The sequence below is a fragment of the Bacillus sp. SRB3LM genome, from assembly GCF_015712745.1.
GTDB classification, from domain to species: domain Bacteria; phylum Bacillota; class Bacilli; order Bacillales; family Bacillaceae_G; genus Bacillus_A; species Bacillus_A thuringiensis_K.
The window spans coordinates 19,526-45,023 of record NZ_VWVQ01000017.1 but is presented as its reverse complement, the minus strand read 5'-3'; the positions used below and the strand labels follow the sequence as shown (position 1 = coordinate 45,023).

The window sequence follows — 25,498 nt, the reverse complement described above, 5'->3', positions numbered from 1 at the left end:
ATGCGCTGCATACAAGCAACGCATTTTTTTATTTACGCTTTTAATTTCATTACAATATCAGCATCTGGTGTTACATATACGGTTTGCTGATTGTCATACGTAACAAAACCAATTTTTGCACCACTCGGTTTTTTAACATGGCGTATTTTGGTGAAATCAACAGGTACAGAGCTAGACTCTTTTGCTTTACTGTAATAGGCAGCAATCTTGGCAGCTTCTAGTAAAGTTTCTTCAGCAGGCTCTAAAGAACGAATGACAACGTGAGAACCAGGTATGTCTTTCGTATGTAACCAAATTTCATCACGGCGGGCAAACTTCGTTGTTAAATAATCATTTTGTTTATTGTTTTTACCAACGAAAATCTCTGTGCCATCACTTGCTACATATTTATCTAATACTGGTTTAGTAGGCTTTTTCTTTGCGTTTTTTGTTTTACGATTGCGCACATAACCTTCTTCAGCTAATTCTTCACGAATTTCTTCAATATCTTTTGAAGAAGCAGCTTCCATTTGTTGAAGTAAGCTATCAAAATAAAGAATTTCTTCATTTGTTTTTTCGATTTGTTCTTCTACAACAACAACTGAATTTTTTGCTTTTTGATACTTTTGGAAATAGCGTTGTGCATTTTCAGATGGTGTTTTTAAAGGATCTAATGTGATTTTTACAGTTCCACCATTCTCATCGTAATAATTAACGACCTCAATATCTTTATCGCCCTTTTTTAAAGCGTACATATTAGCTGTAAGTAGCTCTCCAAATAGTTGATATTTATCTGCTTTTCCAGCATCTTGCAGTGTTTTTTCGAGTTTAATGAGTTTTTTCTCATTTTTATTTTTTTCGTTTTGCATAAAGCGCTCTAAATCATGAGCTTGTTGTTTTACACGATCACGTTCTGCCTTGCCAAAGAAGAAACGATCTAACAGTTCGCTCACTGATGAGAATGTTTTTTCTTCTCCTTGCAAGTGTGTAAGAGGGAAAAGATAAAAGAATTCTTTTCCATTTGCAGTAATCATTGTTGGTGTATATGCATGAGATAGTAATGGTGTTTGTATAGAGAAAAATGCTTCTGATAATGCTTTCTCGTTTACCATACCGGCTTTCTTTACTACTTCTTTTGCAAATAATGGGGATATTCCCATGAAGGCCCCCACGAGTTGTTTATCCATATTTCCAGATAGAAAGTCTAGCGGTCTAATAAAATCATCTGCGGTTTCAATTTGCAGAGGATTGATTTTATGTTGGGCTGGTGGCGCGACGTACTCAGCGCCAGCATATACAGTTCGGTGACGGTTTACGGCTAATGAAACGTGTTTTAAGCTATCTAAAATCACGTTTGTTTTCGTATCTAATAAGATAATGTTACTATGTCGTCCCATTATTTCAATTACTAATGTTTTTAATGATTCGTCTCCGATTTCATTACGACTGCGAACTGTAATTTGAATAATGCGTTCTAAGTCGATTTGTTCAATTTTTTCAATAAATCCACCTTCTAAATGTTTGCGAAGAAGCATACAGAACATCGGCGGTATTGCTGGCGAATCGTAGTTTTGATTCGTTAAGTGCATACGCGCATATGTAGGATGAGATGAAAGAATTAGTTTTTGGTTCTTTCCATTCGCTCGAATATGTAATAAAATCTCGTATTTTGAAGGTTGATATATTTTGGAAATTCTTCCTGTGTAAAGAAAATTTTCAATTTCATGTGTAATCGCTCTTGTAAATAATCCATCGAATGCCATAAATGAACACTCCTTTCTAACTAAATGTTAATTATAGCATTTTTTTGGACGAGGCTGAATAAGCTTTCAATAGAGTATGTCTGGAATCAGGAGGTCGATAGCAGGATGAACTGGTATGGAATGCGAGCACATGAAGTGGAAGAAAGAACGAATACGAATGTAAAGGTTGGACTTACAGAGAAAGAAGCAGAAGGGCGAGTAAAGAAATTTGGTACTAATGAATTAGAAGAAGCAAAAAGGCCTTCTGCACTAATGGTATTTTTAGCACAGTTTAAAGATTTCATGGTACTCGTTTTGTTTGGAGCAACAATTGTTTCTGCGTTTTTAGGTGAATACATTGATTCTATTGCTATTGTTGCCATTGTTATTATCAATGGTATTCTCGGCTTTTTTCAAGAAAGAAAAGCTGAAAAATCATTGGAAGCTTTAAAGGAACTAGCCGCTCCGCAAGTTACTGTAATGCGGAATGGAAAGTGGGTAAAAGCACCATCTAAAGCACTTGTTTTAGGGGATATTATTAAGTTTTCCAGTGGTGATCGTATTGGGGCTGATGTGCGTCTTGTTGAGGCATCAAGTTTATATATTGAAGAGTCTGCTTTGACAGGGGAGTCCGTACCTGTACAAAAGAAGGTAGAAGCATTGCAAGGGCAAGATGTTGCAATTGGGGATCAAAAAAATATGGCTTTTATGGGGACAATGATTACGCGAGGATCTGGTACAGGAGTTGTTGTAGCAACTGGTATGAATACAGCGATGGGGCAAATTGCAAATATGTTGCAAAATGCAGAGCAAATGGAAACGCCACTGCAAAGAAGGTTAGAACAGCTCGGAAAAATATTAATTATTGTAGCTCTTATTTTGACAGCGCTCGTTGTATTGGCTGGCGTGTATCAAGGGAATGAAGTATATCATATGTTTTTAGCTGGCGTATCGCTAGCTGTTGCGGCTATTCCAGAAGGATTGCCAGCAATTGTTACAGTAGCTTTATCACTTGGTGTACAGCGTATGATAAAAAAGAGAGCAATTGTAAGGAAGTTACCGGCCGTAGAAACGTTAGGCTGCGCTTCTGTTATATGCTCTGATAAAACGGGAACAATGACGCAAAACAAAATGATGGTAACACATATGTGGTCAGGCGGAGAATTGTGGAAAGTGACAGGGCAAGGATATGAACCTAATGGCTCTTTTATGAAAGGTGAAAAAGAAGTGAATCCAGCTAAGACAAAATCACTTTATCAGCTACTTACATTTGGTTCACTATGTAACAATGCAAATATTATTCAAAAGAAAAAGGCGTACGTATTAGATGGAGATCCAACAGAGGGAGCGCTTGTAGCTGCAGCAATGAAAGCTGGGATAACACGTGAGGCGTTGAAAGGGAAATTTGAAATTATTCGTGAATTTCCCTTTGATTCAACTCGAAAAATGATGAGTGTTATTGTACGAGATCGAGAGGGGAAAAAGTTTATTGTTACGAAAGGAGCACCTGATGTTCTTTTGCAAATGAGTCAAACAATCTTATGGGGGGATAAGCAGCAGCCGTTAAGTGAGCTATATAGAAAAGAAGTACAGGCGGCTATTCATAGCTTAGGTAGTCAAGCGCTTCGAACAATTGCAGTTGCGTTTAAGCCTTTAAAAGTCACGGATTCTATTGAACATGAAAGAGACGTTGAAAAAGATTTTATGTTGGTTGGGATACAAGGTATGATTGACCCGCCAAGGCCAGAAGTGGCGCAGGCGGTAAAAGAGTGTAAAGAAGCTGGTATTCGAACAGTAATGATTACAGGTGATCATAAAGTGACAGCAATGGCGATTGCTGAACAATTAGGAGTTTTACCACCAGATGGACGCGTTGTTGAAGGCGTAGAACTCGCGAATATGGATGTGGAGGAATTAGAAAATGTTGTAGAAGATACGTATGTATTCGCTCGTGTATCACCTGAACATAAATTAAAAATTGTTAAGGCACTGCAAAATCAAGGACATATAGTAGCGATGACAGGTGATGGAGTGAACGATGCTCCAGCGATAAAAACAGCGGATATTGGGATAGCGATGGGAATTACAGGGACAGATGTTGCGAAAGAAGCCTCTTCACTTGTTTTACTAGACGATAATTTTGCTACAATTAAATCAGCAATTAAAGAAGGAAGAAATATATATGAGAACATACGTAAGTTCATTCGCTACTTATTGGCGTCAAATGTTGGAGAAATTTTAGTTATGTTATTTGCGATGTTACTTGCATTACCACTGCCGATGGTTCCTATTCAAATTTTATGGGTGAACTTAGTTACTGATGGTTTACCAGCGATGGCATTAGGTTTGGATAAGGCTGAAGGAGATGTGATGAAGAGAACACCGCGCCACCCGAAAGAAGGGGTATTTGCTAGAGGGCTTGCGTGGAAAATAATAAGTCGAGGTTTTTTAATTGGGGCAGTGACGTTAGTAGCGTTCATTATTGCGTATAACCAACATCCAAATGAACTGAAATATGCACAAACTGTAGCGTTTGCGACGTTGGTACTTGCTCAGCTTATTCATGTATTTGATTGTCGCAGTGAGCATTCTGTCTTTCACCGTAATCCATTTGGGAACGTGTATTTAGTAGGGGCGGTTATTATTTCGTTACTACTCATGCTAGTGGTTATATATTATCCACCGTTACAACCGATCTTTAGCACAATGCCGATACAAGCAAGAGATTGGTTATTAATTGGAGGTTTGTCATCAATTCCGACTTTCTTACTAGTAGGCTCTTTATTAACAGGGAAAAAGGCTAAGAAGAAAAAGTCGATGTTATATAAGAAGGGATTAAACTTGAAATAGTCAATGTTATGAAAATGTGATATAATTTACAGAAGGTAGTAGAGCCTTGTCTCTATTACCTTTTTCATTGAGTTATTTTATGGCTTGGATGTGATAAAAATGATTTCTAGTATGACAGGGTTTGGAAGATCGAAAGTAGAAAGTGATACTTTTCAAATTACAGTAGAAATGAAATCGGTGAACCACCGTTTTTTAGAGATGAGTATTCGACTTCCTAAGCAAATGATGGTATTTGAGGACAAAATTCGTAAAATAATTGCACAGCAAGTTCGACGTGGACGCATTGAAGTGTCTATTAGTATAGCGGGTGAAGGACTTGTTGAAAGAAAATTAAGTGTGAATTGGTCACTTCTTGAGCAGTACCAATCGATGATGGAAGATATAAAAGGGAAATTTCAATTACAAGATTCTATTACACTTCAGCAATTAATGGCAATGCCAGAAGTAACAGCAATTGAAGAAATAGAAAATGTAAATGAACATTTTGAGAACAGTTTATATGAGGCTGTTCGTCAAGCTGCTCATATGTTGAAAACGATGAGAGATGGCGAAGGAGAACGATTACATAAAGATATAGCGTATCGTTTACAAGAGATTAGCAATTGTGTAAATGCAATTATTCCACATGCACCAATTGTTACACAAAAATATCGTGAACGATTAGAAAATCGCTTAAAAGAATTACATAATCAAGATCTAGATGAACAAAGATTGCTAACAGAAGTCGCAATCTTTGCAGAGCGTTGTGATATTCATGAAGAGTTAGTTCGTTTGCAAAGTCATTTAGAGCAATTTCGTGAAACACTGCAGATTGAAGAGCCTGTTGGAAGGAAAATGGATTTCATCGTGCAAGAGATGCATAGAGAAATTAATACGATTGGTTCTAAGGCAAATGACTTAACAATTTCAAAATATGTTGTAGAAATGAAAAATAACCTTGAAAAAATTCGTGAACAAGTACAAAATATTGAGTAGCTTTCAAAAAATATGTAAAGTTATACGTGGTGGAGAAATCGGATAGACTTACTAGGAGGCGCAAACTATGGCCATGCGGTTTTTAAATATTGGATACGGAAATATTGTATCTGCTCATCGAATTATTGCTATTGTAAGTCCGGAGTCAGCTCCTATTAAACGAACAGTACAGGAAGCACGCGAACATAATGCTTTGCTTGATGCTACGTATGGGAGAAAAACAAGGGCGGTTATTGTTATGGATGATGGGCATGTTGTATTAAGTCCAATTCAACCAGAGACGATTGCACATCGTTTGAATAATAAAGAAGATTTAAGTGAGGAAGGGTAGGTTTTACATATTTATGAGAAGTAGAAGAGGATTGCTCATCGTTCTTTCAGGGCCTTCTGGGGTTGGAAAAGGGACGGTTCGTAAAGAGCTGTTTAGCCATGAGGATACACGTTTTCAGTACTCTATTTCAGTAACGACACGTAAGCCGCGTGAAGGTGAAGTAGATGGTGTGGATTATTTCTTTAAAGAAAGAGAAGAATTCGAGGAAATGATTCGTAATGAAAAATTACTTGAGTGGGCTGAGTTCGTAGGTAATTATTACGGAACACCGATTGACTATGTTGAAAAAACATTACAAGAAGGAAAAGATGTATTCTTAGAAATTGAAGTGCAAGGAGCAATTCAAGTTAAGAAAGCTTTCCCAGAAGGTGTATTTATTTTCTTAGCACCTCCAAGTTTATCTGAACTAAAGAGCCGTATTGTCGGACGTGGTACAGAGACTGAAGATGTTATTGAAAATCGTTTAACTGTAGCGAAAGAAGAAATCGAGATGATGGACGCTTACGACTATGTAGTAGAAAACGATCAAGTTGAATTAGCTTGTGATAGAATTAAAGCCATTGTGGTTGGCGAACATTGCCGCCGCGAAAGGGTAGCAAAATATTATAAAGAAATGACGGAGGGTCTATAATTATGTTAAATCCATCAATTGACTCATTACTACAAAAAATCGATTCTAAGTACACATTAGTAACAGTAGCTGCAAAACGCGCACGTGAAATGCAACTTGCTAATAACTGTGTTGTAGAAAAACCTGTTTCTCATAAATGTGTAGGTAAAGCATTAGAAGAAATCGATGCAGAAGCATTAAGCTACGTACCAAGTGAAGATAAAGTAGCTGAATAAGCCTTTGCCTTCGACAAAATAAAACATAGACTTTATAATTTTCTATGTAACGGTAACAACCTATTTACAAGTAGGTTGTTATTTTTTTACGAAAGGAATGAAATATTGGTACTGACGAGCTGAGAATTCTATTTCAGTATTATAAGTTTGAAAAAGAAAGAGGACGAGTCATATGCTAAAAGGGAAAAAGATACTTCTATGTGTAACAGGAGGCATTGCGGTTTTTAAAGCAGCTGCGTTAACAAGTAAATTGACACAATCTGGCGCGATTGTAAAAGTAATGATGAGTGAGTCGGCAATGAAGTTTGTTACGCCTCTTACATTCCAAGCGCTTTCTCGCCATGATGTATATACGGATACATTTGATGAGAAAGACTCAGCTGTTATCGCTCATATTGATTTAGCAGATTGGGCGGATGTTGTACTTGTCGCACCTGCTACTGCCAATTGTATTGGAAAGTTAGCTAGTGGTATTGCAGATGATATGATTACAACTACTTTGTTAGCTACTACAGCTCCGGTATGGATTGCGCCTGCTATGAATGTGCATATGTATGAAAATAAAATTGTTCAAAAAAATATGATGACATTGAAAACGCTAGGATATACATTTATTGAGCCTGGGGAAGGCTTTTTAGCATGTGGATATGTAGCGAAGGGACGACTAGAAGAACCTGAAGCAATTATTGCACGTTTAGAGGAAGCTTTCTCAGAACACAAACCATTGCAGGGAAAAAGAATATTAATAACTGCTGGCCCGACACGTGAAAAGGTTGATCCAGTTCGCTTTATGACGAATTTTTCTTCTGGAAAAATGGGGTATGCGATTGCGGAAGTGGCAGCGAATTTAGGCGCTGATGTTATACTCATTTCAGGACCGACAGCATTAAATCCACCGTTGCATGTAACGACAGTGCAAGTGGAATCTGCACAAGATATGTTAGAAGCAGTTCTTCAACATTATCAAAACGTAGACGTTGTCATTAAAACAGCAGCAGTTGCAGATTATCGGCCGAAATATGTTCATGATAATAAAATGAAAAAGCAAAATGGTGATGCTGTCATTGAACTCGAAAGAACGGTGGATATTTTAAAAACGTTAGGTCAGAAAAAGAATAAACAGTTACTTATCGGTTTTGCTGCTGAAACGACAAATGTAGAGGAATATGCAACGAAAAAATTACGTGAGAAGAATGCAGATATGATTGTCGCGAATGATGTAAAAGCACAAGGAGCAGGATTTGGCACGGATACGAATATTGTAACAATGTATAGAAAAGATGGAAAAGTTATTGAGTTGCCACTTTTAATGAAAAAAGAGGTAGCTCGTGAAATATTGAAGCAAATTGAAATGATGTTAGAAGATGATCGTTTATGAAATTTGCAAGTGTAATTGTTGATGTACCTGCCCGTCAGACAGATCGACCATTTGATTACATTATCCCTAAAAAATGGGAAGATATTGTACAGACAGGAATGCGTGTAGTAGTTCCGTTTGGGCCAAGGAAATTGCAAGGTTTTATTATTGGGATTAAAGATTCGGTGGATGTAGAAAGTAAGAAGTTAAAGACAATCCATGAAATATTAGATGTAACACCGGTTTTAAATGATGAATTATTAAAGCTTGGATATTGGCTTACAAGTGAAACGTTATGCTACATGATTTCAGCTTTTCAAGTGATGCTTCCAACTGCGATAAAAGCAACATATAAAAAACGTCTACAACTTTGTAAACAGGCAGAACTAGCACCTGAAATACTATATTTATTTCAGGATAAAGAAGCAATTGATTTTGAAGTAATCGAGCAACAGCCACATTTATACCGGACTATTCAACAAGAAATTAAAAATGGTACGGTTGAAGTCGTTTATCAAGTGAAAGATAAGGTACAAAAGAAGAAGCAAAGAGTCGTACAACCGGAGTTGCCAGAAGATAAATTAGAATTAGCAGCATTTGAACTAAAAAGTAAAAAACAACAAGATGTACTTTATTATTTTGTGGAAAATTATAAAAGTGCACCGTTGAAAGTAATTACAGAAGAGTTACAAATAACAGATGCTCCAATAAAAGCACTTGTTAAAAAGGGATTCATTTCAGAAAAGTATGTGGAAGTATACCGAAATCCGTATGACGATGATGATTTTGAACAAACGAAACCATTTCCACTTACGGAGGAACAAAAACAAGTTATTACACCGATTTTATCATCAATTACAAATGAAACTTATAATCCATTTTTACTATATGGTGTTACAGGAAGTGGAAAGACAGAAGTATATTTACAATCTATAGCAGCAGTGCTAGAGAAAGGAAAAGAAGCTATCGTTCTTGTTCCTGAAATTGCACTAACGCCCCAAATGGTGGATCGTTTTAAAGGTAGGTTTGGCTCGCAAGTTGCAGTTCTTCATAGTGCGTTGTCTGTTGGAGAAAAGTATGACGAGTGGCGTAAGATTTTAAGAAAAGAAGTGAAAGTTGTAGTTGGTGCGCGTTCAGCTGTTTTTGCGCCTTTTGAGAATTTAGGGATTATTATTATTGATGAAGAGCATGAATCAAGCTACAAACAAGAAGATAATCCGAGGTATCATGCAAGAGATGTAGCTGTCTGGAGAGGGCAATATCATAAATGTCCTATCGTTCTCGGTAGTGCGACACCAACACTTGAATCGTTTGCAAGGGCGAAAAAGGGTGTTTATGAACTATTAACAATGGAAAAACGTATGAATGAACAAGCTTTACCAACGGTAGAGATTGTTGACATGCGAGAAGAACTTCGTGACGGGAATCGATCAATGTTTTCTAAGGCGCTGCATGAAAAAATAGCAGATCGATTAGAAAAGAAAGAACAAATGGTACTCTTTTTAAATAGAAGAGGTCATTCAACATTTGTAATGTGCCGTGATTGTGGATATGTTGTCCAATGTCCGCATTGTGATATTTCATTGACATATCATAAAATGAATCATCGTTTAAAATGTCATTACTGTAGTTACGAAGAGAATATGCCAACTGAGTGTCCAGCTTGTCAAAGTACATACATTCGTTTCTTTGGTACAGGTACACAAAAGGTAGAAGAAGAAATTACAAAACTATTTCCAGAGGCACGAGTCATTCGAATGGATGTAGATACGACAAGTCGAAAAGGAATGCATGAAAAATTATTAAAGGCGTTCGGGGAAGAAAAAGCAGATATATTACTCGGAACACAAATGATTGCTAAAGGATTAGATTTTCCGAAAGTAACGCTCGTTGGGGTTTTAACTGCAGATACGATGCTTCACTTACCTGATTTTCGGGCGAGTGAAAAGACATACCAGTTATTGACTCAAGTAAGTGGACGAGCGGGTAGACATGAATTGCCAGGGGAAGTTGTGATTCAAACGTATACGCCAGAACATTACAGTATAGAGTTAGCGAAGAACCAACAATATGATGTGTTTTTTGATCAAGAAATGCAAATGAGACGAACGAGACAATATCCCCCATATTACTATGTTGTACTCGTAACTGTATCTCATCCTGAATTATTAAAAGCGGTACAAGTGACGGAAAAAATTGCCTCGTATTTACGAACGCATTGCTCACAGCAAACAATGGTGCTAGGACCAGTTGCTTCAGCAATTCCAAGGATAAAAGATAGATATCGTTATCAATGCATGATAAAATACAAACGGGAACCAAACTTAAAGAACGTGCTCAAAATGGTAAATGAACATTATCAAGCAGAAATGCAAAAAGAGCTACAAATCTCAATTGATTTTAATCCAACAATGTTAATGTAGCGGAGGGAAATATGGCAGTTTTAGAAATAGTAAAGCATCCAAATGAAGTGTTAGAAACACCATGCGAAAGAGTAATTAACTTTGATAAAAAGTTAGTGAAATTGTTGAAAGATATGCATGAAACAATGTTAATTGCGGACGGAGTCGGTTTAGCTGCGCCTCAAGTAGGTGTAAGCTTGCAAGTAGCGATTGTTGATGTCGATGATGATACTGGGAAAATCGAGTTAATCAATCCATCAATATTAGAAAAACGTGGTGAACAAGTAGGTCCCGAAGGCTGTTTAAGCTTCCCGGGACTTTATGGTGAAGTAGAACGTGCCGATTATATTAAAGTAAGGGCGCAAAATCGCCGTGGGAAAGTATTCTTATTAGAAGCGGAAGGATTTTTAGCGCGTGCAATTCAACATGAAATCGATCATTTACACGGTGTTTTATTTACATCGAAAGTGACAAGATATTATGAAGAAAACGAACTAGAATAGGTGTTAAAAGGAGCGGTTTTTAAATGATAAAAGTAGTATTTATGGGAACACCGGACTTTTCAGTGCCGGTGCTTCGTCGTCTTATTGAAGATGGCTATGAGGTAGTAGGTGTTGTGACGCAACCTGATCGTCCAGTAGGTAGAAAAAAAGTATTAACCCCTACACCTGTTAAAGTTGAAGCGGAAAAACATGGTATCCCTGTGTTACAGCCGTTAAAAATTCGTGAAAAAGATGAATATGAAAAAGTATTGGCGTTAGAGCCAGATTTAATTGTAACAGCTGCATTTGGTCAGATTGTACCAAATGAAATTTTAGAAGCACCGAAGTATGGATGTATTAATGTCCACGCTTCTTTACTTCCTGAACTTCGTGGTGGTGCACCAATTCATTATGCAATTATGGAAGGTAAAGAAAAAACAGGTATTACAATTATGTATATGGTAGAAAAATTGGATGCTGGTGATATCTTAACGCAAGTGGAAGTGGAAATTGAAGAGCGTGAAACGACAGGCTCATTATTTGATAAATTAAGTGAAGCAGGAGCACACCTTCTATCTAAAACAGTGCCTTTATTAATTCAAGGTAAGTTAGAACCGATTAAACAAAACGAAGAAGAAGTAACGTTTGCGTACAATATAAAACGTGAGCAAGAGAAAATTGATTGGACAAAAACAGGTGAAGAAGTATACAATCACATTCGCGGATTGAATCCATGGCCAGTTGCTTATACAACTTTAGCAGGACAAGTTGTTAAAGTATGGTGGGGAGAAAAAGTACCTGTAACGAAATCAGCTGAAGCAGGTACGATTGTTGCAATCGAAGAAGATGGTTTTGTTGTAGCAACAGGTAATGAAACAGGTGTTAAAATTACCGAATTGCAACCTTCTGGTAAAAAGCGTATGAGTTGTTCACAATTTTTACGTGGAACAAAACCTGAAATTGGAACGAAGTTAGGAGAAAATGCATGAGACAAAATGTTCGTGAATTAGCTCTTGATGGTTTAATTCAAGTAGAAAAAAGTGGTGCATACAGTAACTTACTTTTAAATAATCTAATTGAAAAGAGTACAATTGATAGAAAAGATATTGGTTTATTAACTGAAATTGTATATGGAACGATTCAACGTCGTGACACATTAGATTATTATTTACAGCCTTTTTTAAAAAAGAAGGTTGAGGCGTGGGTAAGAGTATTGCTTCGCTTATCTTTATATCAAATGATTTATTTAGACCGAGTGCCAGAAAGAGCGGCTATTCATGAAGCGGTTGAGATTGCAAAGCGTCGCGGGCATAAGGGGATTGCTGGTATGGTGAACGGTGTATTACGTTCGATTCAGAGAGAAGGTGTACCTTCTGTAGATGAAATCAAGGATCCAGTAGAACGTCTTGCAATTACAACAAGTCATCCAGTTTGGCTTGTCCAAGAGTGGACTTCAGAATATGGTTTAGAAACTGCAGAAAAAATGTGCGAAGTAAACATGTTACCACCTGTACCAACAGCACGTGTGAATGTTGATAAGGTAACGGTAGAAGAAGCGATTGAGTTGTTGGCAAGTGAAGGTATAGAAGCAAAACGTGGTGACTTGTCAGATGATGCAATTCAGATTGAAAGAGGTAATGTAGCACATACAGAAGCATTTAAAAAAGGATTTCTTTCTATTCAAGATGAAAGTTCTATGCTTGTAGCACGTGCTTTAGAACCGAATACGGGAGATGCAGTTCTTGATAGTTGTGCTGCTCCAGGCGGAAAAACAACGCATATCGCCGAACGATTAAAGGGAACTGGTAAGGTCATGTCCCTTGATTTACATGCACACAAAGTACGTTTAATTAAACAGCAAGCAGAGCGACTGGGTCTAGAAAATGTCGAAACTAAAGCGCTAGATGCTAGAAAAGTGCAAGAGCACTTTGCAAATGAAACGTTTGATAAAATATTGGTAGATGCACCGTGTTCTGGATTTGGTGTAATTAGACGTAAACCTGATATTAAGTTAGGAAAAGATAAAGGCGATAGTGAAAGATTATCGACGATTCAAATTGCAATACTAGAAAAAATAGCACCATTATTAAAGCAAGGCGGTCGTCTTGTTTATAGTACGTGCACAATTGAGAAAATAGAAAATGAACAAGTAATAGAGAAGTTTTTACAAGAACATCCTGAATTTGAATGGGATACTACGCTAAAAGAGCGTATGCCAGAAAAATTAACTCCGTATATTGATGAAGGTCAAGTACAAATTTTGCCGCATTATTTTGCAACGGATGGCTTTTATATTGCTTGTTTAAGGAAGAAGGTGTAGCATCATGGAAACGACTGTAAGAAAACAAAAGAAAAATTTAGAAACGAAGAAACCATCAATTTACTCTTTACAACTTCATGAAATGCAAGATTGGTTAAAGGAACAAGGAGAACCGAAGTTCCGTGCTGGACAAATTTTTGACTGGTTATATAAAAAACGTGTAAAAAATTATGAGGATATGTCAAACCTTTCTAAAGGATTGCGTGATAAATTGTCGAATTCCTTTGATATTACTACTTTAAACACGTTAGTAAAACAAACGTCTTCGGATGGAACAATTAAATTCTTATTCCAATTATATGACGGATATTCTATTGAAACGGTATTAATGCGACACGAATATGGAAATTCCATTTGTGTAACAACGCAAGTTGGTTGTCGTATTGGGTGTACGTTCTGTGCTTCGACACTTGGTGGATTAAAGCGAAACCTAGAAGCTGGAGAAATTGTAGCGCAAGTAGTAGAAGTTCAGCGTGCGCTTGATGAAACAGAAGAACGTGTAAGTTCTCTTGTTGTTATGGGAATTGGAGAACCATTTGATAACTACGATAATTTAATGGGATTCTTACGCATCATTAACCATGAAAAAGGACTTCATATTGGTGCGAGACATATGACTGTTTCGACGAGTGGAATTATCCCGAAAATTTATAAGTTTGCTGAAGAAGATCTACAAATTAATTTTGCGATTTCATTGCATGCTCCAAACTCAGAATTACGTTCAAAATTAATGCCGATTAACCGTGCTTATAAATTACCAGATTTAATGGAAGCTATTAAATACTATGTAAATAGAACAGGGCGTCGTATTACTTTTGAATATGGATTATTTGGAGGAGAAAATGACCAAGTAGAGCATGCTGAAGAGCTTGCTGCGCTCTTAAAAGGTGTAAAATGTCATGTGAACTTGATTCCGGTAAACTACGTACCTGAACGTGATTATGTACGTACGCCACGTGAACAAATTTTCTTGTTCGAGAAAACGTTAAAAGATCGTGGAGTGAATGTAACGATTCGCCGTGAACAAGGTCATGATATTGATGCAGCCTGCGGTCAGTTGCGTGCGAAGGAGCGCAAAGAAGAGACGAGGTGACGAGATGAAAGCCGTATTTCTATCGGATAAAGGAAAAGTTCGTCAACATAATGAAGATAGTGCAGGAGTTTTTCACAATTTAGATGGAAATGTATTAGCGGTAGTAGCAGATGGAATGGGAGGTCATCGAGCTGGTGATGTAGCTAGCTCGATGGCCATTCAATTATTCCATGATTATTGGAAGCAAACACATAATATGAATGAGCCGAAAAAAGTAGAACAATGGTTACATACTAGTGTTGGGATTATTAATGAGCGTATATATGAATACGCTCAGCAAAATGCGGAATGTAATGGTATGGGAACAACGCTTATAATAGCTGTTTGTACACCAAGCTTTGTGACAATAGGGCATATAGGAGATAGTCGTTGCTATATGGTATCAGAAGGAGAAATGACTCTAGTAACGGAAGATCATTCACTTGTAAATGAGCTTGTGAAACATGGTGAAATTTCGAAGGAAGACGCAGAGTATCATCCGAAAAAGAATGTGTTATTAAGAGCATTAGGAACAGAAGAAAAAGTTGGGTTAGATGTTAAAACGTTGGTGATTGAGGAAGATGATCAATTACTTCTTTGCTCTGATGGGTTATCAAACAAAGTTTCTATTGATGATATGCGACAAATTTTACAGTTAAATGAACAGCTTGAAGGTAAAGGGCAGCAACTCATTCAATTGGCAAATGATCGCGGTGGAGAAGATAATATCACACTTGTTCTTATTGATTATGCGGGTTCGACAAACGAAAGTAGGTGAAGTGCAACGTGCTGATTGGAAAACGCTTAAATGACCGTTATAAGCTGCTGAAAATGATTGGTGGTGGCGGAATGGCCAATGTATATTTAGCTCATGATGATATACTTGGCCGAGATGTAGCGGTAAAAATATTAAGACTCGACTACTCAAATAACGAAGAGTTTATTAAACGTTTCCATCGAGAAGCGCAGTCTGTTACAACGTTGTCGCATCCAAATATTGTGAATATGTATGATGTCGGAGAAGAAGATGGTATATACTATCTTGTCATGGAATATGTACCAGGGCAAACATTGAAGCAATACATAATTGAGCGAGGGATGTTACCTATAGGAGAAGCTCTTGATATTATGGAGCAGTTAACATCCGCTATGGCACATGCCCATCATTTTGAAATTGTGCATCGTGATATAAAGCCGCACAATATTTTAATTCGAGCTGATGGAATAATAAAAGTAACAGATTTTGGAATTGCGACAGCTACAAGTGCGACAACAATTACACATACAAATTCAGTGCTCGGTTCAGTCCATTATTTATCACCAGAACAGGCACGTGGCGGGATAGCAAATAAACAATCAGATATCTATTCTCTGGGGATAGTTATGTTTGAATTGTTAACAGGAAGACAACCGTTTTCTGGCGAATCTGCTGTTGCTATAGCTTTAAAACATTTACAAAGTGAAATCCCATCACCAAAAAGATGGAATGAAAATATTCCGCAAAGTGTTGAAAATATTATATTAAAAGCAACTGCAAAAGATCCGTTCCATCGATATCAATCTGCCAATGCGATGAAGCGAGATATTGAAACTGCGCTATATCCAGAGAGGATAAATGAGCAACCATTTTACATACCAGAAGATATGGAAGCGACGAAAGCGATTCCGATTATTCAACAAGAACAATTATTTGAAAATGTAAGTGATGAAACAATTGTTTTAAAAGGGAGTAAGGTGGAAGAACCGGTAAGAGCAGAAGCAGCTAAGTTAGATAAGAAGAAAAAAAGGAGTAACAAGTGGCTTAAAGTTTTAATTTCAACATTTTTATTTTTAGCAATAGGAATAACATTAGCGCTTACGGTTATTCCAGGATTATTTATTCCGAAAGATGTGAAAGTTCCTGATGTGGCTGGTATGAAATACACGACAGCTGTAAATACATTAGTAGAAAAGGGCTTTGAGGTGACGGAGCCTAATATTGTATATACAGATGATGTTGAAGTTGGGGATGTAATAAAAACGGACCCTGTAGCAGGAAGAGTGGTAAAAGAAAACGCTAAAATTACTATCTATCAATCAGGTGGAAAAAAGAAAAGTAAGATGGCGAATTTCACAGGGCAAAACTTTGAGAGTGTAAAAGCTGAGTTAGAAGAAAAATATAAACAAGTTACAGTAAATTATATTGAAAATGATAAGCCGAAAGGTGAAATTGTAGAGCAAATTCCGACGTCTGATCAAATGGTTATAGAAGCGGAGCAAGAACTGAAAATCTGGGTAAGTAAAGGTCCTTATCAAATTAGACCAGGTGACTTTTCGGGGTGGACTGAAAATAGTGTAACTGGTTATTTGAATGAGAGAAAACTAACGTCAGATATAAAACGAGAGTATTCAGATACAGTCGAAAAAGGACTTGTAATTTCGCAATTTCCAAAACCAGGTACACCATTAAAAGAGGGAGATAAAGTAACTATTATTATCTCTGATGGTCAAAAACCTAAAGTGACTAAAACGGTAAAAGTGGACAATATCTCTATCCTATATGAGCCTGCTGTAACAGGTGAAAAAAAACCGCAAACAATAGAAATTTATAAAGAAGACATGCAGCAAAAAATGGATAGACCGGTTGAAACGAGAACAATTACTGAATCAGCGACTATTTCTTTAGAATTTGTAATTCAAGAAGGTTCAAAGGGACACTATAAAATTGTACGAGATGGAGTAACGATTATTGATAAAGAAGTACCATATCCAACTCAATAATAGTGAAAGTCTACTTATTATTATTATTATTATTATTATTATTGCCTGTTATGCTGTCTACAAAGTGGACGGTATAGCAGGCAAAAATATATGATTCAAAAAGCTAGTAAAGTGATGCAGCTGTAAATATTTTTTTGCATTTAATGGGAAATTTAATGTATATTAGCGAAAGTATATATGGTAGGTTTTGAAATCTTTATTTGGAAAAATTAAATCCATTCATTTTTAAATTCAGCATCACCTTATACAAAAAAGGAGAATTCTATGCCAGAAGGAAAAATTATAAAAGCTTTAAGTGGGTTTTATTACGTGCAGCATGAAGAAGGGGTTACGCAATGTCGTGGGCGAGGTGTATTTAGAAAAAATAAAATTACACCACTTGTAGGAGACCAAGTTGTTTTTCAGGCAGATAATCCAACTGAAGGTTATGTGCTTGAAGTGTTTGATCGGAAAAATGAACTTGTTAGACCTCCTATTGCTAATGTCGATCAAGCGATCCTTGTGTTCTCTGCAGTAGAACCAGATTTTAACCCTGGACTGTTAGATCGATTTTTAGTGCTGATTGAATATCATAACATTAAGCCAATTATTTGTATTAGCAAGATGGATTTAGTAGATGAAAAGATGAAAGCAACTGTTGAAGCTTATGCGAATGATTATCGTGAGATGGGTTATGATGTTTTATTTACTTCTATTAATACGTCAGAAAGTATTGATATATTAAAACCATACTTAGAAAATTGTGTTTCTGTCGTTGCGGGTCAATCTGGTGTCGGGAAATCTTCAATGCTTAATGTGCTACGTCCAGAATTAGAGCTGAAAACAAATGATATTTCCTCCCATTTAGGACGCGGGAAGCATACGACAAGACACGTAGAATTAATTGCAATTGGGAGTGGGCTAGTAGCAGATACACCGGGTTTTAGTTCACTAGATTTCATTGATATAGAAGTAGAAGATCTTACATATTGTTTTCCAGAGTTGAAAGAAGCGAGCCAATACTGTAAATTTAGAGGGTGTACACATCTTTCTGAACCGAAATGTGCGGTGAAAGCTGCGGTTGAAGAAGGGAAGATTACAGAATATCGCTATAAGAACTATAAACAATTCGTAGAAGAAATTAGAGAGAGAAAGCCGAGGTATTAGTTATGATTAAAATTGCACCATCGATTTTATCAGCAGATTTTTCAAAATTAGGGGAAGAGATTAAAGATGTAGAAAAGGGCGGAGCGGATTACATTCACGTTGACGTAATGGATGGACATTTCGTACCAAATATTACGATTGGACCGTTAATTGTAGAAGCAATCCGTCCGATTACATCATTACCATTAGATGTACATTTAATGATTGAAAATCCTGATAACTATATCCCGACTTTTGCACAAGCGGGAGCGGATATTATTACTGTTCACGTAGAGGCGTGTCCGCATCTACATCGTACAATTCAGTTAATTAAATCTCATGGTATTAAAGCGGGCGTTGTATTAAATCCACATACGCCAGTTTCAGTGATTGAGCATGTATTAGAAGATGTAGATATGGTATTACTTATGACAGTAAACCCTGGATTTGGTGGACAGAAGTTTATCCATTCTGTATTACCGAAAATTAAACAAGTTGCAGACATGGTGAAAGAGCGCAATCTAGAAGTGGAAATTGAAGTTGATGGTGGTGTAAATGCTGAAACAGCAAGACTTTGTGTGGAAGCAGGAGCAAATGTACTTGTAGCTGGGTCAGCGGTATACAATCAAAAAGACCGCGGTGAAGCAATTCGCGTAATTCGTGGGTAGTGATGAACTTTTATCCTAGTAAGGTATTTATAGGATAGGATAAAAATATGTAAAAAGGCAATCTACCGAATGGCAGATTGCCTTTTTACAATGGAAGGAGAAGAAAAAATGATTATTCATATTTTGGCAGGAGGACCTTCGGAATATTGCGCAGATTTTGCTCGATACGAGAATGAGGAAGTAGTGTGGGCAGCGGTTGATAGGGGAGTATACCGTCTATTAAAGAAAGGGATTACCCCGGCTGTTGCGTTTGGAGATTACGATTCAGTTACTGAAGAAGAATTAGTATGGATGGGACAGCAAACGAACGAATTACATATTGTTCCGCGGGAAAAAGATCAAACGGATTTAGAAATTGCAATCAACTGGGCATTAGAACAGAAGCCGGCACTAATTCGTATTTTTGGTGCTACTGGTGGAAGGCTTGATCACGGTTTGGCAAATATACAGATGCTTTTAAAAGGGTTAGAAGTAGAGATAGAAATGTGTATTGTGGACAATAAAAATGAAATAACAGTTAAAAAAATGGGTACACATATAATTGAAGAAAATAAAAATTTTCCTTATGTATCTTTTGTACCAGTTACTGAAATAGTGGAAGGGATTACATTGTTTGGTTTTAAGTACCCTCTTACTAATAAAACAATAGAGTGGGGATCAACACTTTGTATTAGTAACGAACTCGTTGAGGAAAAAGGTACTTTTTCATTTACTTCTGGCATATTAATGTTGATAAGAAGCACTGATTGAAGAAACAATTTTGCTCCTTACATCATATAGTGACCAAGTGGAGTAATGGGGATTAGGAGGGAAACCATGAGATTTTATACAATTAAGTTACCTAAATTTCTTGGTGGAATAGTTCGTGCAATGTTAAATACCTTCAAAAAAGATTAAAAAAAGCACCTATCACCGGTGCTTTTTCCATTGTTATAGTAAAAAAAGAGCCTATCGGCTCTTTTTTTTATTATTAAACACGTTCGATTTTGCCAGATTTTAATGCTCTAGCAGAAACGTAAACACGTTGAACTTTTCCGTCGATGCGTACGCGAACTTTTTGAAGGTTAGCGCCCCATTTACGTTTTGTAGCGTTCATTGCGTGAGAACGAGAGTTACCAGAACGAGCTTTTCTTCCAGTAATAGCACAAACACGAGCCATTTATATTTCCCTCCCTTGATACCTTACCATACGTAATTTTTCAATGTTAGTCTTTTATGCGATGCTAAAAACACTACTATAATTTAACACAACTAAAAAGAGAATGCAACACCGTAGAAAAAAGAAATCAAGAAAATTTACTTGACACTATATGTTAATGCAGAAAAGTTGAAATCCATAAAAATTGCTTGACATATTATAGTGGTACATGTTGTATAATAACAATGGACTATTTTGCTCATCATAAAAAAGTGTAATTTAAAACATAAAATATGAGAGTGAAAAGAAAGAACGATGGAATTTTCTTTAAAAAGATTATATGATAGTAACTAAAGTAGTCTAGCTCACTTTCACCATTTATGAAGGGGGAAACGAGATGTCAATTGAAATTAAAACGAAGTACGGTCAAATTGATATTAGTACAGATGTAATTGCAACAATTGCTGGAGGTGCCGCGGTAGATTGCTACGGTATCGTAGGTATGGCATCAAAAAATCAGTTAAAAGATGGATTAACAGACATTTTACGAAAAGAAAACTTCACTAGAGGTGTTATTGTTCGTAAAGATGAAGATGAAGTACATATTGATATGTATATTATTGTGAGCTATGGTACGAAAATTTCAGAAGTGGCACATAATGTGCAGACGAAAGTGAAATATACATTAGATCAAACTGTAGGACTAGCAGTAGATTCTGTAAACATCTACGTACAAGGAGTTAAAGTAATAAACTTGTAATGTGCATTAAGGAGGAAAATCTGTGTCAATTCAAAAAATTGATGGAAAACGTTTATCACAAATGATCATGCAAGGAGCGAATAATTTAACAAACAATGTTCAGCTTGTTGATGCATTAAACGTATTTCCAGTTCCAGATGGCGATACCGGTACAAACATGAACTTATCTATGACTTCAGGTGCGCGTGAAGTGAAAGCAAACCCTTCACAGCATGCTGGTAAAGTCGGCGTAAGTTTAGCCAAAGGATTATTAATGGGAGCTCGTGGTAACTCTGGAGTTATTTTATCTCAGTTGTTCCGTGGTTTCTCTAAATCCATTGAACAAAAAGAAGAATTAACAACAGTTGATTTTGCTGCAGCACTAGAAGCTGGAGTAGAGGCGGCTTATAAAGCGGTTATGAAACCGATTGAAGGAACGATTTTAACGGTTGCAAGAGAAACGGGTAAATATGCAGTAACAGTTGCGAAAAAACAGCGCGACTTTGTTTTGTTTATGGAAGACGTTGTGAAAGAAGCAAACGCATCGTTAAATCGTACGCCAGATTTATTACCTGTATTAAAACAAGTTGGCGTTGTAGATAGCGGTGGTAAAGGTCTTGTAGTGGTATACGAAGGATTTTTAGCTGACTTAAAAGGAGAAACGATTTCTTCTGATGCACCGACGCAACCATCTATGAATGAAATGGTACGCGCAGAACATCACCGTAGTGTACAAAGCCAATTGAGTACAGAAGATATTAAGTATGGATATTGTACGGAGTTCATGGTGAAATTAGAGGCTGAAAAGGTGAAAGAGCATAATTTCTCTGAACAAAAATTCCGTGAAGATATTAGTGTATATGGTGATTCGCTACTAGTTGTGTCTGATGATGAAATTGTAAAAGTTCATATCCATGCAGAACATCCTGGAGACGCTATGAACTACGGGCAAAAATACGGTAGTTTAATTAAGATTAAAGTAGAAAATATGCGTGAACAGCATACTGCTTTATTAGATGAACCTACTATGGTTCCTGAACAACCAGCTCAATCGAAAGAAAAACAACCATATGGTATCGTAACTGTAGCTATGGGGTCTGGTATTAAAACTTTATTTGAGAGCATCGGCGCAACGAAAGTTATCGAAGGTGGTCAAACGATGAATCCAAGTACGGAGGATATCGTGAAGGCAATTGAAGAAGCAAATGCTGAAAAAATCATTATTTTACCGAATAACGGAAATATTGTAATGGCAGCAGAACAAGCGGCATCAGTTGTAGATCAAGAAGTTATTGTTGTTCGTTCGAAAACAGTTCCTCAAGGTATGGCAGCAATGTTAGCATTTAACCCAGTTGGAACGTTAGAAGAGAATGAAGAAAACATGCAAGAAGCTTTATCTCATGTGAAAACAGGTCAAATTACGTATGCTGTACGTGATACGGAAATTGATGGTGTAGCAATTCAAAAAGATGACTTCATGTGTATTGCAGATGGGAAAATTGTATCTACAAATGCTGAAAAAGTAGGAGCTGCGAAGCAATTACTAGAAGCGCTTATTGATGAAGATTCTGAAATCGTAACGATTCTACAAGGTGAGGATGCAACTGACGAAGAAGTAGCGGAGTTAGTTGAATTTGTAGAAGAGAAATTTGAAGATGCAGAAGTAGAAGTGCATGCTGGAAACCAACCAGTGTATTCTTTCATCTTCTCTGTAGAATAAGATAAGATTCGTTTTGAAAATAAATGGATTACTTACTTGCTAATGGATAAGAAGTAGTAATATGAAGTTTATTACTAGTTTTTATTCAAAAGGCTAGCATATTGAAGAGAGAAAAGAGCCTTGCTGCTAATTGAAGTGCACCCCAATTGTTAGACACAGTCTAACAATTGGAGGTGCATTTTTTATGGCTAAATTTTCTTCAAAAGAAAAAATCCAAGCGGTGAAACGATATTTAGATGGTACAGAAAGTGGAAAAACAATTGCTAAATCTATAGGAGTTAACCCTAGCGTACTTCGTGAGTGGATTAGACGATATGAGTCTTCAGGTGAAAAGGCCTTTGAAAAGTGCTATACATTCTACCCAGCCCAGTATAAACTAGATGTACTTTATTATATGAATGAACACGGGACATCTATCAGAGAAACAGCGGCACTTTTCAATATACCGTCTTATGAAACACTTCGGAAATGGAAAATAGCTTATGAAACAGGAGGATTGGATGCCCTACAATCAAAGAAAAAGGGGCGTCCAACCATGAAAGATAAAAAAATAAAACCAGTAGATGAAGGATCAATCGAAGCCTTACAAGCGGAAAATGAGCGTTTACGTATGGAAAATTCATATTTAAAAAAGTTGAATGCCTTAGTTCAAAACAAAGAAAAATCACCAAACAAGACAAAGCGCAAGTAATCTACGAGTTAAGGCATGAATTTCCTATCAAGGAGTTACTTCAACTCGCAAACATTCCACGTAGTACGTACTATTACTGGATGAAACATTTTAATCGTCCTGATCCAAATGCGGAGGTAAAAGAACTGATTCAAGCTATTTATAATGAACACGATGGGTGTTATGGTTATCGTCGTATTCGTGATGAACTTATGAATCGTGGACACAAAGTAAATCATAAAAAAGTGTATCGTCTTATGAAAGAATTAGGGTTAAAATGTCTGGTTCGTATGAAAAAATATCGCTCTTACAAAGGGACAGTTGGGAAAATTGCACCAAATATTTTAAATCGCAACTTCCAAGCTGAAAAACCAAATGAAAAGTGGGTTACAGATATTACGGAGTTTAAGTTATTTGGGGAGAAGTTATACCTATCACCAATGTTGGATTTATTTAATGGTGAAATTATCACGTATACAATTGGTTCAAGACCGACCTATTCCCTTGTTTCAACGATGTTGGACCAAGCCCTTTATTGTGTAACCGATCCGGATAAACTCCTCATTCACTCTGATCAAGGTTGGCACTATCAAATGAAACAATACCGTCATTCTCTTAAGAATTGTGGCATAACTCAAAGTATGTCTCGCAAAGGAAACTGTTATGACAATGCCGTTATTGAAAATTTCTTCGGTATCATGAAATCGGAATTTCTGTATCGAAAAGAATTTGAAAGTATAACACATTTCAAACAAGAGTTAGCAAAGTATATAGAATACTATAATCATAAAAGAATTAAGGCAAAATTAAAGGGTATGAGCCCAGTACAATACCGGGCTCATACCCTAGAGGCTGCCTAATGAAACGACCTGTCTAACTTTCGGGGGTCACTTCAATATGGACTAAGGCTTTTTTTATTATATAAAAGGGAAGGGGGTACATTGTAGTAGCATAGGTGAAAGGTATAAGAAGAGTAGCTACTAGCAATGTAATTTGGTTATGTGATTGTTCTTCTTATTTGGCTTACTTTCTAACTTTATTGTACGAAATATAAGTAAGGAGAACTATCGAATTACATTACACATAACTTACAAACATGTAAGCCTTCTGTAATGTAATTCGATAGTTAAAAGATAGTAATTTTCATATAGTGTAACTAGAAAGTCTCAATGTATTACTTTCTGTTTGTAATGAAGAATGAAAAACCAACTAATTTTTAATAATCCTCATCTGAATAAAGATGAGGATCCTTTTTTAAACCTTACAACATTGTAAGGTTTACGTAAGTTAATTCGATAGTAAATTTGTCATATTTTTTGCATAATAGATACAGATAGAAAAATAATTAGGGATCTAGTAAGAAGGGAGAAAAATGGGATGCGTAAAGAAGAAGTAGTGAAGTTACCAATTAAAGATTTCTGTAGCTACTTTACTGTTGCCGTAGTGTGTATTGGATTATTTGATATCATAACAAACTTAATTGTTAAATAATATAGATGATAAAACAAGAAAGGAAGTCCTTTCTTGTTTTTTTTATGGGGGCATAAAGATGAAATGGATTGATAGTCATATACATGTTGATCAATATAAGGATGAAGAGAAGAACAGATTACTGAAAGAGGTGGAAAATAGTAATGAAATAAAGGGGCTTATTGCAGTATCTATGAATTATCAATCTTGTAAGGAAACGTTATCTTTAGCGAAGAACTATCCTTTTATATATCCAGCGATAGGGTTTCATCCAGAGCAACAGATTCATAAAGAAGAGTGTGAACAGATTTATAAACTTATTGAACAGAACGCAGAGGAAATTGTTGCGATTGGTGAAGTAGGTTTGCCCTATTATTTGAGGAAAGAAGATGAAAGAATTGCTGTAAATCCATACATAGTTGTATTGAAAAAATTTATAGAACTAGCTAGTAAGTATAATTTGCCGATTATATTACATGCAGTTTATGAAGATGCTGACATTGTATGTGATTTGCTAGAGAAATATAAAGTTTCACGTGCACATTTCCATTGGTTTAAAGGAAGTGATGAAACAATGAAACGGATGATGAAGAATGGTTATTATATTTCGATTACACCGGATGTTTTACATAAGGAGAAGATTAGAAAAATCGTTTCGTATTATCCACTTGAATATATGATGGTAGAAACAGATGGACCGTGGGAATTTCAAGAGGATGTTATAACGCATCCAAGAATGATTCGAGAGGTATTAAAGGAAATTAGTGTTATAAAAAACATATCTATTGATAAGGTCGCAGAAACAATATATGAAAATACAAGTCGATTTTATTTGAAAGGATAGGAGAATTA

General features: G+C 36.4%; 23 protein-coding genes. 21 read left to right on the top strand and 2 right to left on the bottom strand.

What is annotated here, in order from left to right; translation table 11 throughout:
* Window positions 1–32 precede the first annotated feature (32 nt).
* Window positions 33–1,742 (bottom strand): Rqc2 family fibronectin-binding protein, encoded by a 1,710-nt coding sequence (locus F3I02_RS11140; RefSeq protein WP_196477999.1) that lies wholly within the window; start codon window positions 1,740–1,742, stop codon window positions 33–35.
* 105 nt (window positions 1,743–1,847) lie between these two features.
* Here F3I02_RS11140 and F3I02_RS11135 point away from each other — a divergent pair, with 105 nt between their 5' ends.
* From F3I02_RS11135 to spoVM, 17 genes are all read left to right on the top strand, one after another.
* Complete coding sequence (locus F3I02_RS11135; RefSeq protein ID WP_001104779.1) at window positions 1,848–4,571, top strand: calcium-translocating P-type ATPase, SERCA-type; 2,724 nt, start codon at window positions 1,848–1,850, stop codon at window positions 4,569–4,571.
* A 99-nt stretch (window positions 4,572–4,670) separates the two neighbouring features.
* On the top strand, window positions 4,671–5,546 hold the full coding sequence (locus F3I02_RS11130; protein ID WP_000625869.1) for a YicC/YloC family endoribonuclease: 876 nt from the start codon (window positions 4,671–4,673) through the stop codon (window positions 5,544–5,546).
* A gap of 67 nt (window positions 5,547–5,613) precedes the next feature.
* Complete coding sequence (gene remA / locus F3I02_RS11125) at window positions 5,614–5,877, top strand: extracellular matrix/biofilm regulator RemA (protein WP_001251456.1); 264 nt, start codon at window positions 5,614–5,616, stop codon at window positions 5,875–5,877.
* Window positions 5,878–5,890: 13 nt separating this feature from the next.
* A complete protein-coding gene (gmk, locus tag F3I02_RS11120) occupies window positions 5,891–6,508 on the top strand; it encodes a guanylate kinase (protein WP_001257741.1) in 618 nt (205 codons plus the stop codon).
* 2 nt (window positions 6,509–6,510) lie between these two features.
* Window positions 6,511–6,723 (top strand): DNA-directed RNA polymerase subunit omega, encoded by a 213-nt coding sequence (rpoZ, locus tag F3I02_RS11115; protein WP_000933960.1) that lies wholly within the window; start codon window positions 6,511–6,513, stop codon window positions 6,721–6,723.
* Window positions 6,724–6,895: 172 nt separating this feature from the next.
* On the top strand, window positions 6,896–8,101 hold the full coding sequence (gene coaBC, locus F3I02_RS11110; RefSeq protein WP_000911760.1) for a bifunctional phosphopantothenoylcysteine decarboxylase/phosphopantothenate--cysteine ligase CoaBC: 1,206 nt from the start codon (window positions 6,896–6,898) through the stop codon (window positions 8,099–8,101).
* Window positions 8,098–10,503, top strand: coding sequence for a primosomal protein N' (gene priA, locus F3I02_RS11105; protein ID WP_000666710.1), 2,406 nt, complete (start codon window positions 8,098–8,100; stop codon window positions 10,501–10,503). The genes coaBC and priA overlap by 4 nt, the downstream gene beginning before the upstream one ends.
* An 11-nt stretch (window positions 10,504–10,514) precedes the next feature.
* Window positions 10,515–10,985: a peptide deformylase gene (gene def / locus F3I02_RS11100; protein WP_000279463.1), complete on the top strand. Its 471-nt coding sequence runs from the start codon at window positions 10,515–10,517 to the stop codon at window positions 10,983–10,985.
* Between the two features lie 23 nt (window positions 10,986–11,008).
* A complete protein-coding gene (fmt, locus tag F3I02_RS11095) occupies window positions 11,009–11,953 on the top strand; it encodes a methionyl-tRNA formyltransferase (RefSeq protein ID WP_000598806.1) in 945 nt (314 codons plus the stop codon).
* A complete protein-coding gene (gene rsmB, locus F3I02_RS11090) occupies window positions 11,950–13,284 on the top strand; it encodes a 16S rRNA (cytosine(967)-C(5))-methyltransferase RsmB (RefSeq protein ID WP_001249684.1) in 1,335 nt (444 codons plus the stop codon). Before fmt ends, rsmB begins: the two co-directional genes overlap by 4 nt.
* Before the next feature lie 4 nt (window positions 13,285–13,288).
* Window positions 13,289–14,377 (top strand): dual-specificity RNA methyltransferase RlmN, encoded by a 1,089-nt coding sequence (gene rlmN / locus F3I02_RS11085; RefSeq protein ID WP_000450541.1) that lies wholly within the window; start codon window positions 13,289–13,291, stop codon window positions 14,375–14,377.
* Window positions 14,378–14,381: 4 nt separating this feature from the next.
* Window positions 14,382–15,134 carry a Stp1/IreP family PP2C-type Ser/Thr phosphatase gene (locus tag F3I02_RS11080; protein WP_000648704.1) on the top strand — a complete coding sequence of 251 codons (753 nt, stop codon included), beginning with the start codon at window positions 14,382–14,384 and terminating at the stop codon, window positions 15,132–15,134.
* 8 nt (window positions 15,135–15,142) lie between these two features.
* Window positions 15,143–17,116 carry a Stk1 family PASTA domain-containing Ser/Thr kinase gene (pknB, locus tag F3I02_RS11075; protein WP_196477998.1) on the top strand — a complete coding sequence of 658 codons (1,974 nt, stop codon included), beginning with the start codon at window positions 15,143–15,145 and terminating at the stop codon, window positions 17,114–17,116.
* Window positions 17,117–17,380: 264 nt separating this feature from the next.
* On the top strand, window positions 17,381–18,262 hold the full coding sequence (rsgA, locus tag F3I02_RS11070) for a ribosome small subunit-dependent GTPase A (RefSeq protein WP_001113932.1): 882 nt from the start codon (window positions 17,381–17,383) through the stop codon (window positions 18,260–18,262).
* A 2-nt stretch (window positions 18,263–18,264) separates the two neighbouring features.
* Window positions 18,265–18,909: a ribulose-phosphate 3-epimerase gene (rpe, locus tag F3I02_RS11065; protein ID WP_196477997.1), complete on the top strand. Its 645-nt coding sequence runs from the start codon at window positions 18,265–18,267 to the stop codon at window positions 18,907–18,909.
* Window positions 18,910–18,978: 69 nt separating this feature from the next.
* Window positions 18,979–19,659, top strand: coding sequence for a thiamine diphosphokinase (locus tag F3I02_RS11060; RefSeq protein ID WP_000752663.1), 681 nt, complete (start codon window positions 18,979–18,981; stop codon window positions 19,657–19,659).
* Between the two features lie 66 nt (window positions 19,660–19,725).
* Window positions 19,726–19,806: a stage V sporulation protein SpoVM gene (spoVM, locus tag F3I02_RS11055; RefSeq protein WP_001213599.1), complete on the top strand. Its 81-nt coding sequence runs from the start codon at window positions 19,726–19,728 to the stop codon at window positions 19,804–19,806.
* A gap of 73 nt (window positions 19,807–19,879) precedes the next feature.
* On the opposite strand, the gene rpmB is transcribed toward spoVM, so the two are convergent.
* On the bottom strand, window positions 19,880–20,068 hold the full coding sequence (gene rpmB, locus F3I02_RS11050; RefSeq protein WP_000124776.1) for a 50S ribosomal protein L28: 189 nt from the start codon (window positions 20,066–20,068) through the stop codon (window positions 19,880–19,882).
* A 376-nt stretch (window positions 20,069–20,444) separates the two neighbouring features.
* Between rpmB and F3I02_RS11045 the strand changes: the two genes are divergently transcribed.
* From F3I02_RS11045 to F3I02_RS11030, 4 genes are all read left to right on the top strand, one after another.
* Complete coding sequence (locus F3I02_RS11045) at window positions 20,445–20,807, top strand: Asp23/Gls24 family envelope stress response protein (RefSeq protein WP_000021109.1); 363 nt, start codon at window positions 20,445–20,447, stop codon at window positions 20,805–20,807.
* 22 nt (window positions 20,808–20,829) lie between these two features.
* Entirely contained in the window at window positions 20,830–22,506 is a 1,677-nt protein-coding gene (locus F3I02_RS11040; protein WP_000027129.1) for a DAK2 domain-containing protein, read from the top strand.
* Window positions 22,507–22,690: 184 nt separating this feature from the next.
* A protein-coding gene (locus F3I02_RS11035; RefSeq protein ID WP_085960089.1) for an IS3-like element ISBth10 family transposase occupies window positions 22,691–24,036 on the top strand; the annotation gives its coding sequence in 2 pieces (ribosomal slippage) (window positions 22,691–23,132 and window positions 23,132–24,036; 1,347 coding nt in all).
* 689 nt (window positions 24,037–24,725) lie between these two features.
* The gene (locus tag F3I02_RS11030) at window positions 24,726–25,490 is read left to right on the top strand and encodes a TatD family hydrolase (RefSeq protein ID WP_000871068.1); all 765 of its coding nucleotides are present in this window, start codon (window positions 24,726–24,728) and stop codon (window positions 25,488–25,490) included.
* Window positions 25,491–25,498: the final 8 nt, after the last annotated feature.

Bases quoted from the DNA above. Each gene is read 5' to 3' on its own strand.
- rsmB (WP_001249684.1), top strand. From the start codon at position 11,950: ATGAGACAAAATGTTCGTGAATTAGCTCTTGATGGTTTAATTCAAGTA.
- gmk (WP_001257741.1), top strand. From the start codon at position 5,891: ATGAGAAGTAGAAGAGGATTGCTCATCGTTCTTTCAGGGCCTTCTGGG.
- rlmN (WP_000450541.1), top strand. From the start codon at position 13,289: ATGGAAACGACTGTAAGAAAACAAAAGAAAAATTTAGAAACGAAGAAA.
- rpoZ (WP_000933960.1), top strand. From the start codon at position 6,511: ATGTTAAATCCATCAATTGACTCATTACTACAAAAAATCGATTCTAAG.
- F3I02_RS11060 (WP_000752663.1), top strand. From the start codon at position 18,979: ATGGCAGATTGCCTTTTTACAATGGAAGGAGAAGAAAAAATGATTATT.
- F3I02_RS11030 (WP_000871068.1), top strand. From the start codon at position 24,726: ATGAAATGGATTGATAGTCATATACATGTTGATCAATATAAGGATGAA.
- def (WP_000279463.1), top strand. From the start codon at position 10,515: ATGGCAGTTTTAGAAATAGTAAAGCATCCAAATGAAGTGTTAGAAACA.
- remA (WP_001251456.1), top strand. From the start codon at position 5,614: ATGGCCATGCGGTTTTTAAATATTGGATACGGAAATATTGTATCTGCT.
- F3I02_RS11080 (WP_000648704.1), top strand. From the start codon at position 14,382: ATGAAAGCCGTATTTCTATCGGATAAAGGAAAAGTTCGTCAACATAAT.
- priA (WP_000666710.1), top strand. From the start codon at position 8,098: ATGAAATTTGCAAGTGTAATTGTTGATGTACCTGCCCGTCAGACAGAT.
- rsgA (WP_001113932.1), top strand. From the start codon at position 17,381: ATGCCAGAAGGAAAAATTATAAAAGCTTTAAGTGGGTTTTATTACGTG.
- F3I02_RS11140 (WP_196477999.1), bottom strand. From the start codon at position 1,742: ATGGCATTCGATGGATTATTTACAAGAGCGATTACACATGAAATTGAA.
- coaBC (WP_000911760.1), top strand. From the start codon at position 6,896: ATGCTAAAAGGGAAAAAGATACTTCTATGTGTAACAGGAGGCATTGCG.
- rpe (WP_196477997.1), top strand. From the start codon at position 18,265: ATGATTAAAATTGCACCATCGATTTTATCAGCAGATTTTTCAAAATTA.
- spoVM (WP_001213599.1), top strand. From the start codon at position 19,726: ATGAGATTTTATACAATTAAGTTACCTAAATTTCTTGGTGGAATAGTT.
- F3I02_RS11130 (WP_000625869.1), top strand. From the start codon at position 4,671: ATGATTTCTAGTATGACAGGGTTTGGAAGATCGAAAGTAGAAAGTGAT.
- F3I02_RS11135 (WP_001104779.1), top strand. From the start codon at position 1,848: ATGAACTGGTATGGAATGCGAGCACATGAAGTGGAAGAAAGAACGAAT.
- F3I02_RS11045 (WP_000021109.1), top strand. From the start codon at position 20,445: ATGTCAATTGAAATTAAAACGAAGTACGGTCAAATTGATATTAGTACA.
- rpmB (WP_000124776.1), bottom strand. From the start codon at position 20,068: ATGGCTCGTGTTTGTGCTATTACTGGAAGAAAAGCTCGTTCTGGTAAC.
- fmt (WP_000598806.1), top strand. From the start codon at position 11,009: ATGATAAAAGTAGTATTTATGGGAACACCGGACTTTTCAGTGCCGGTG.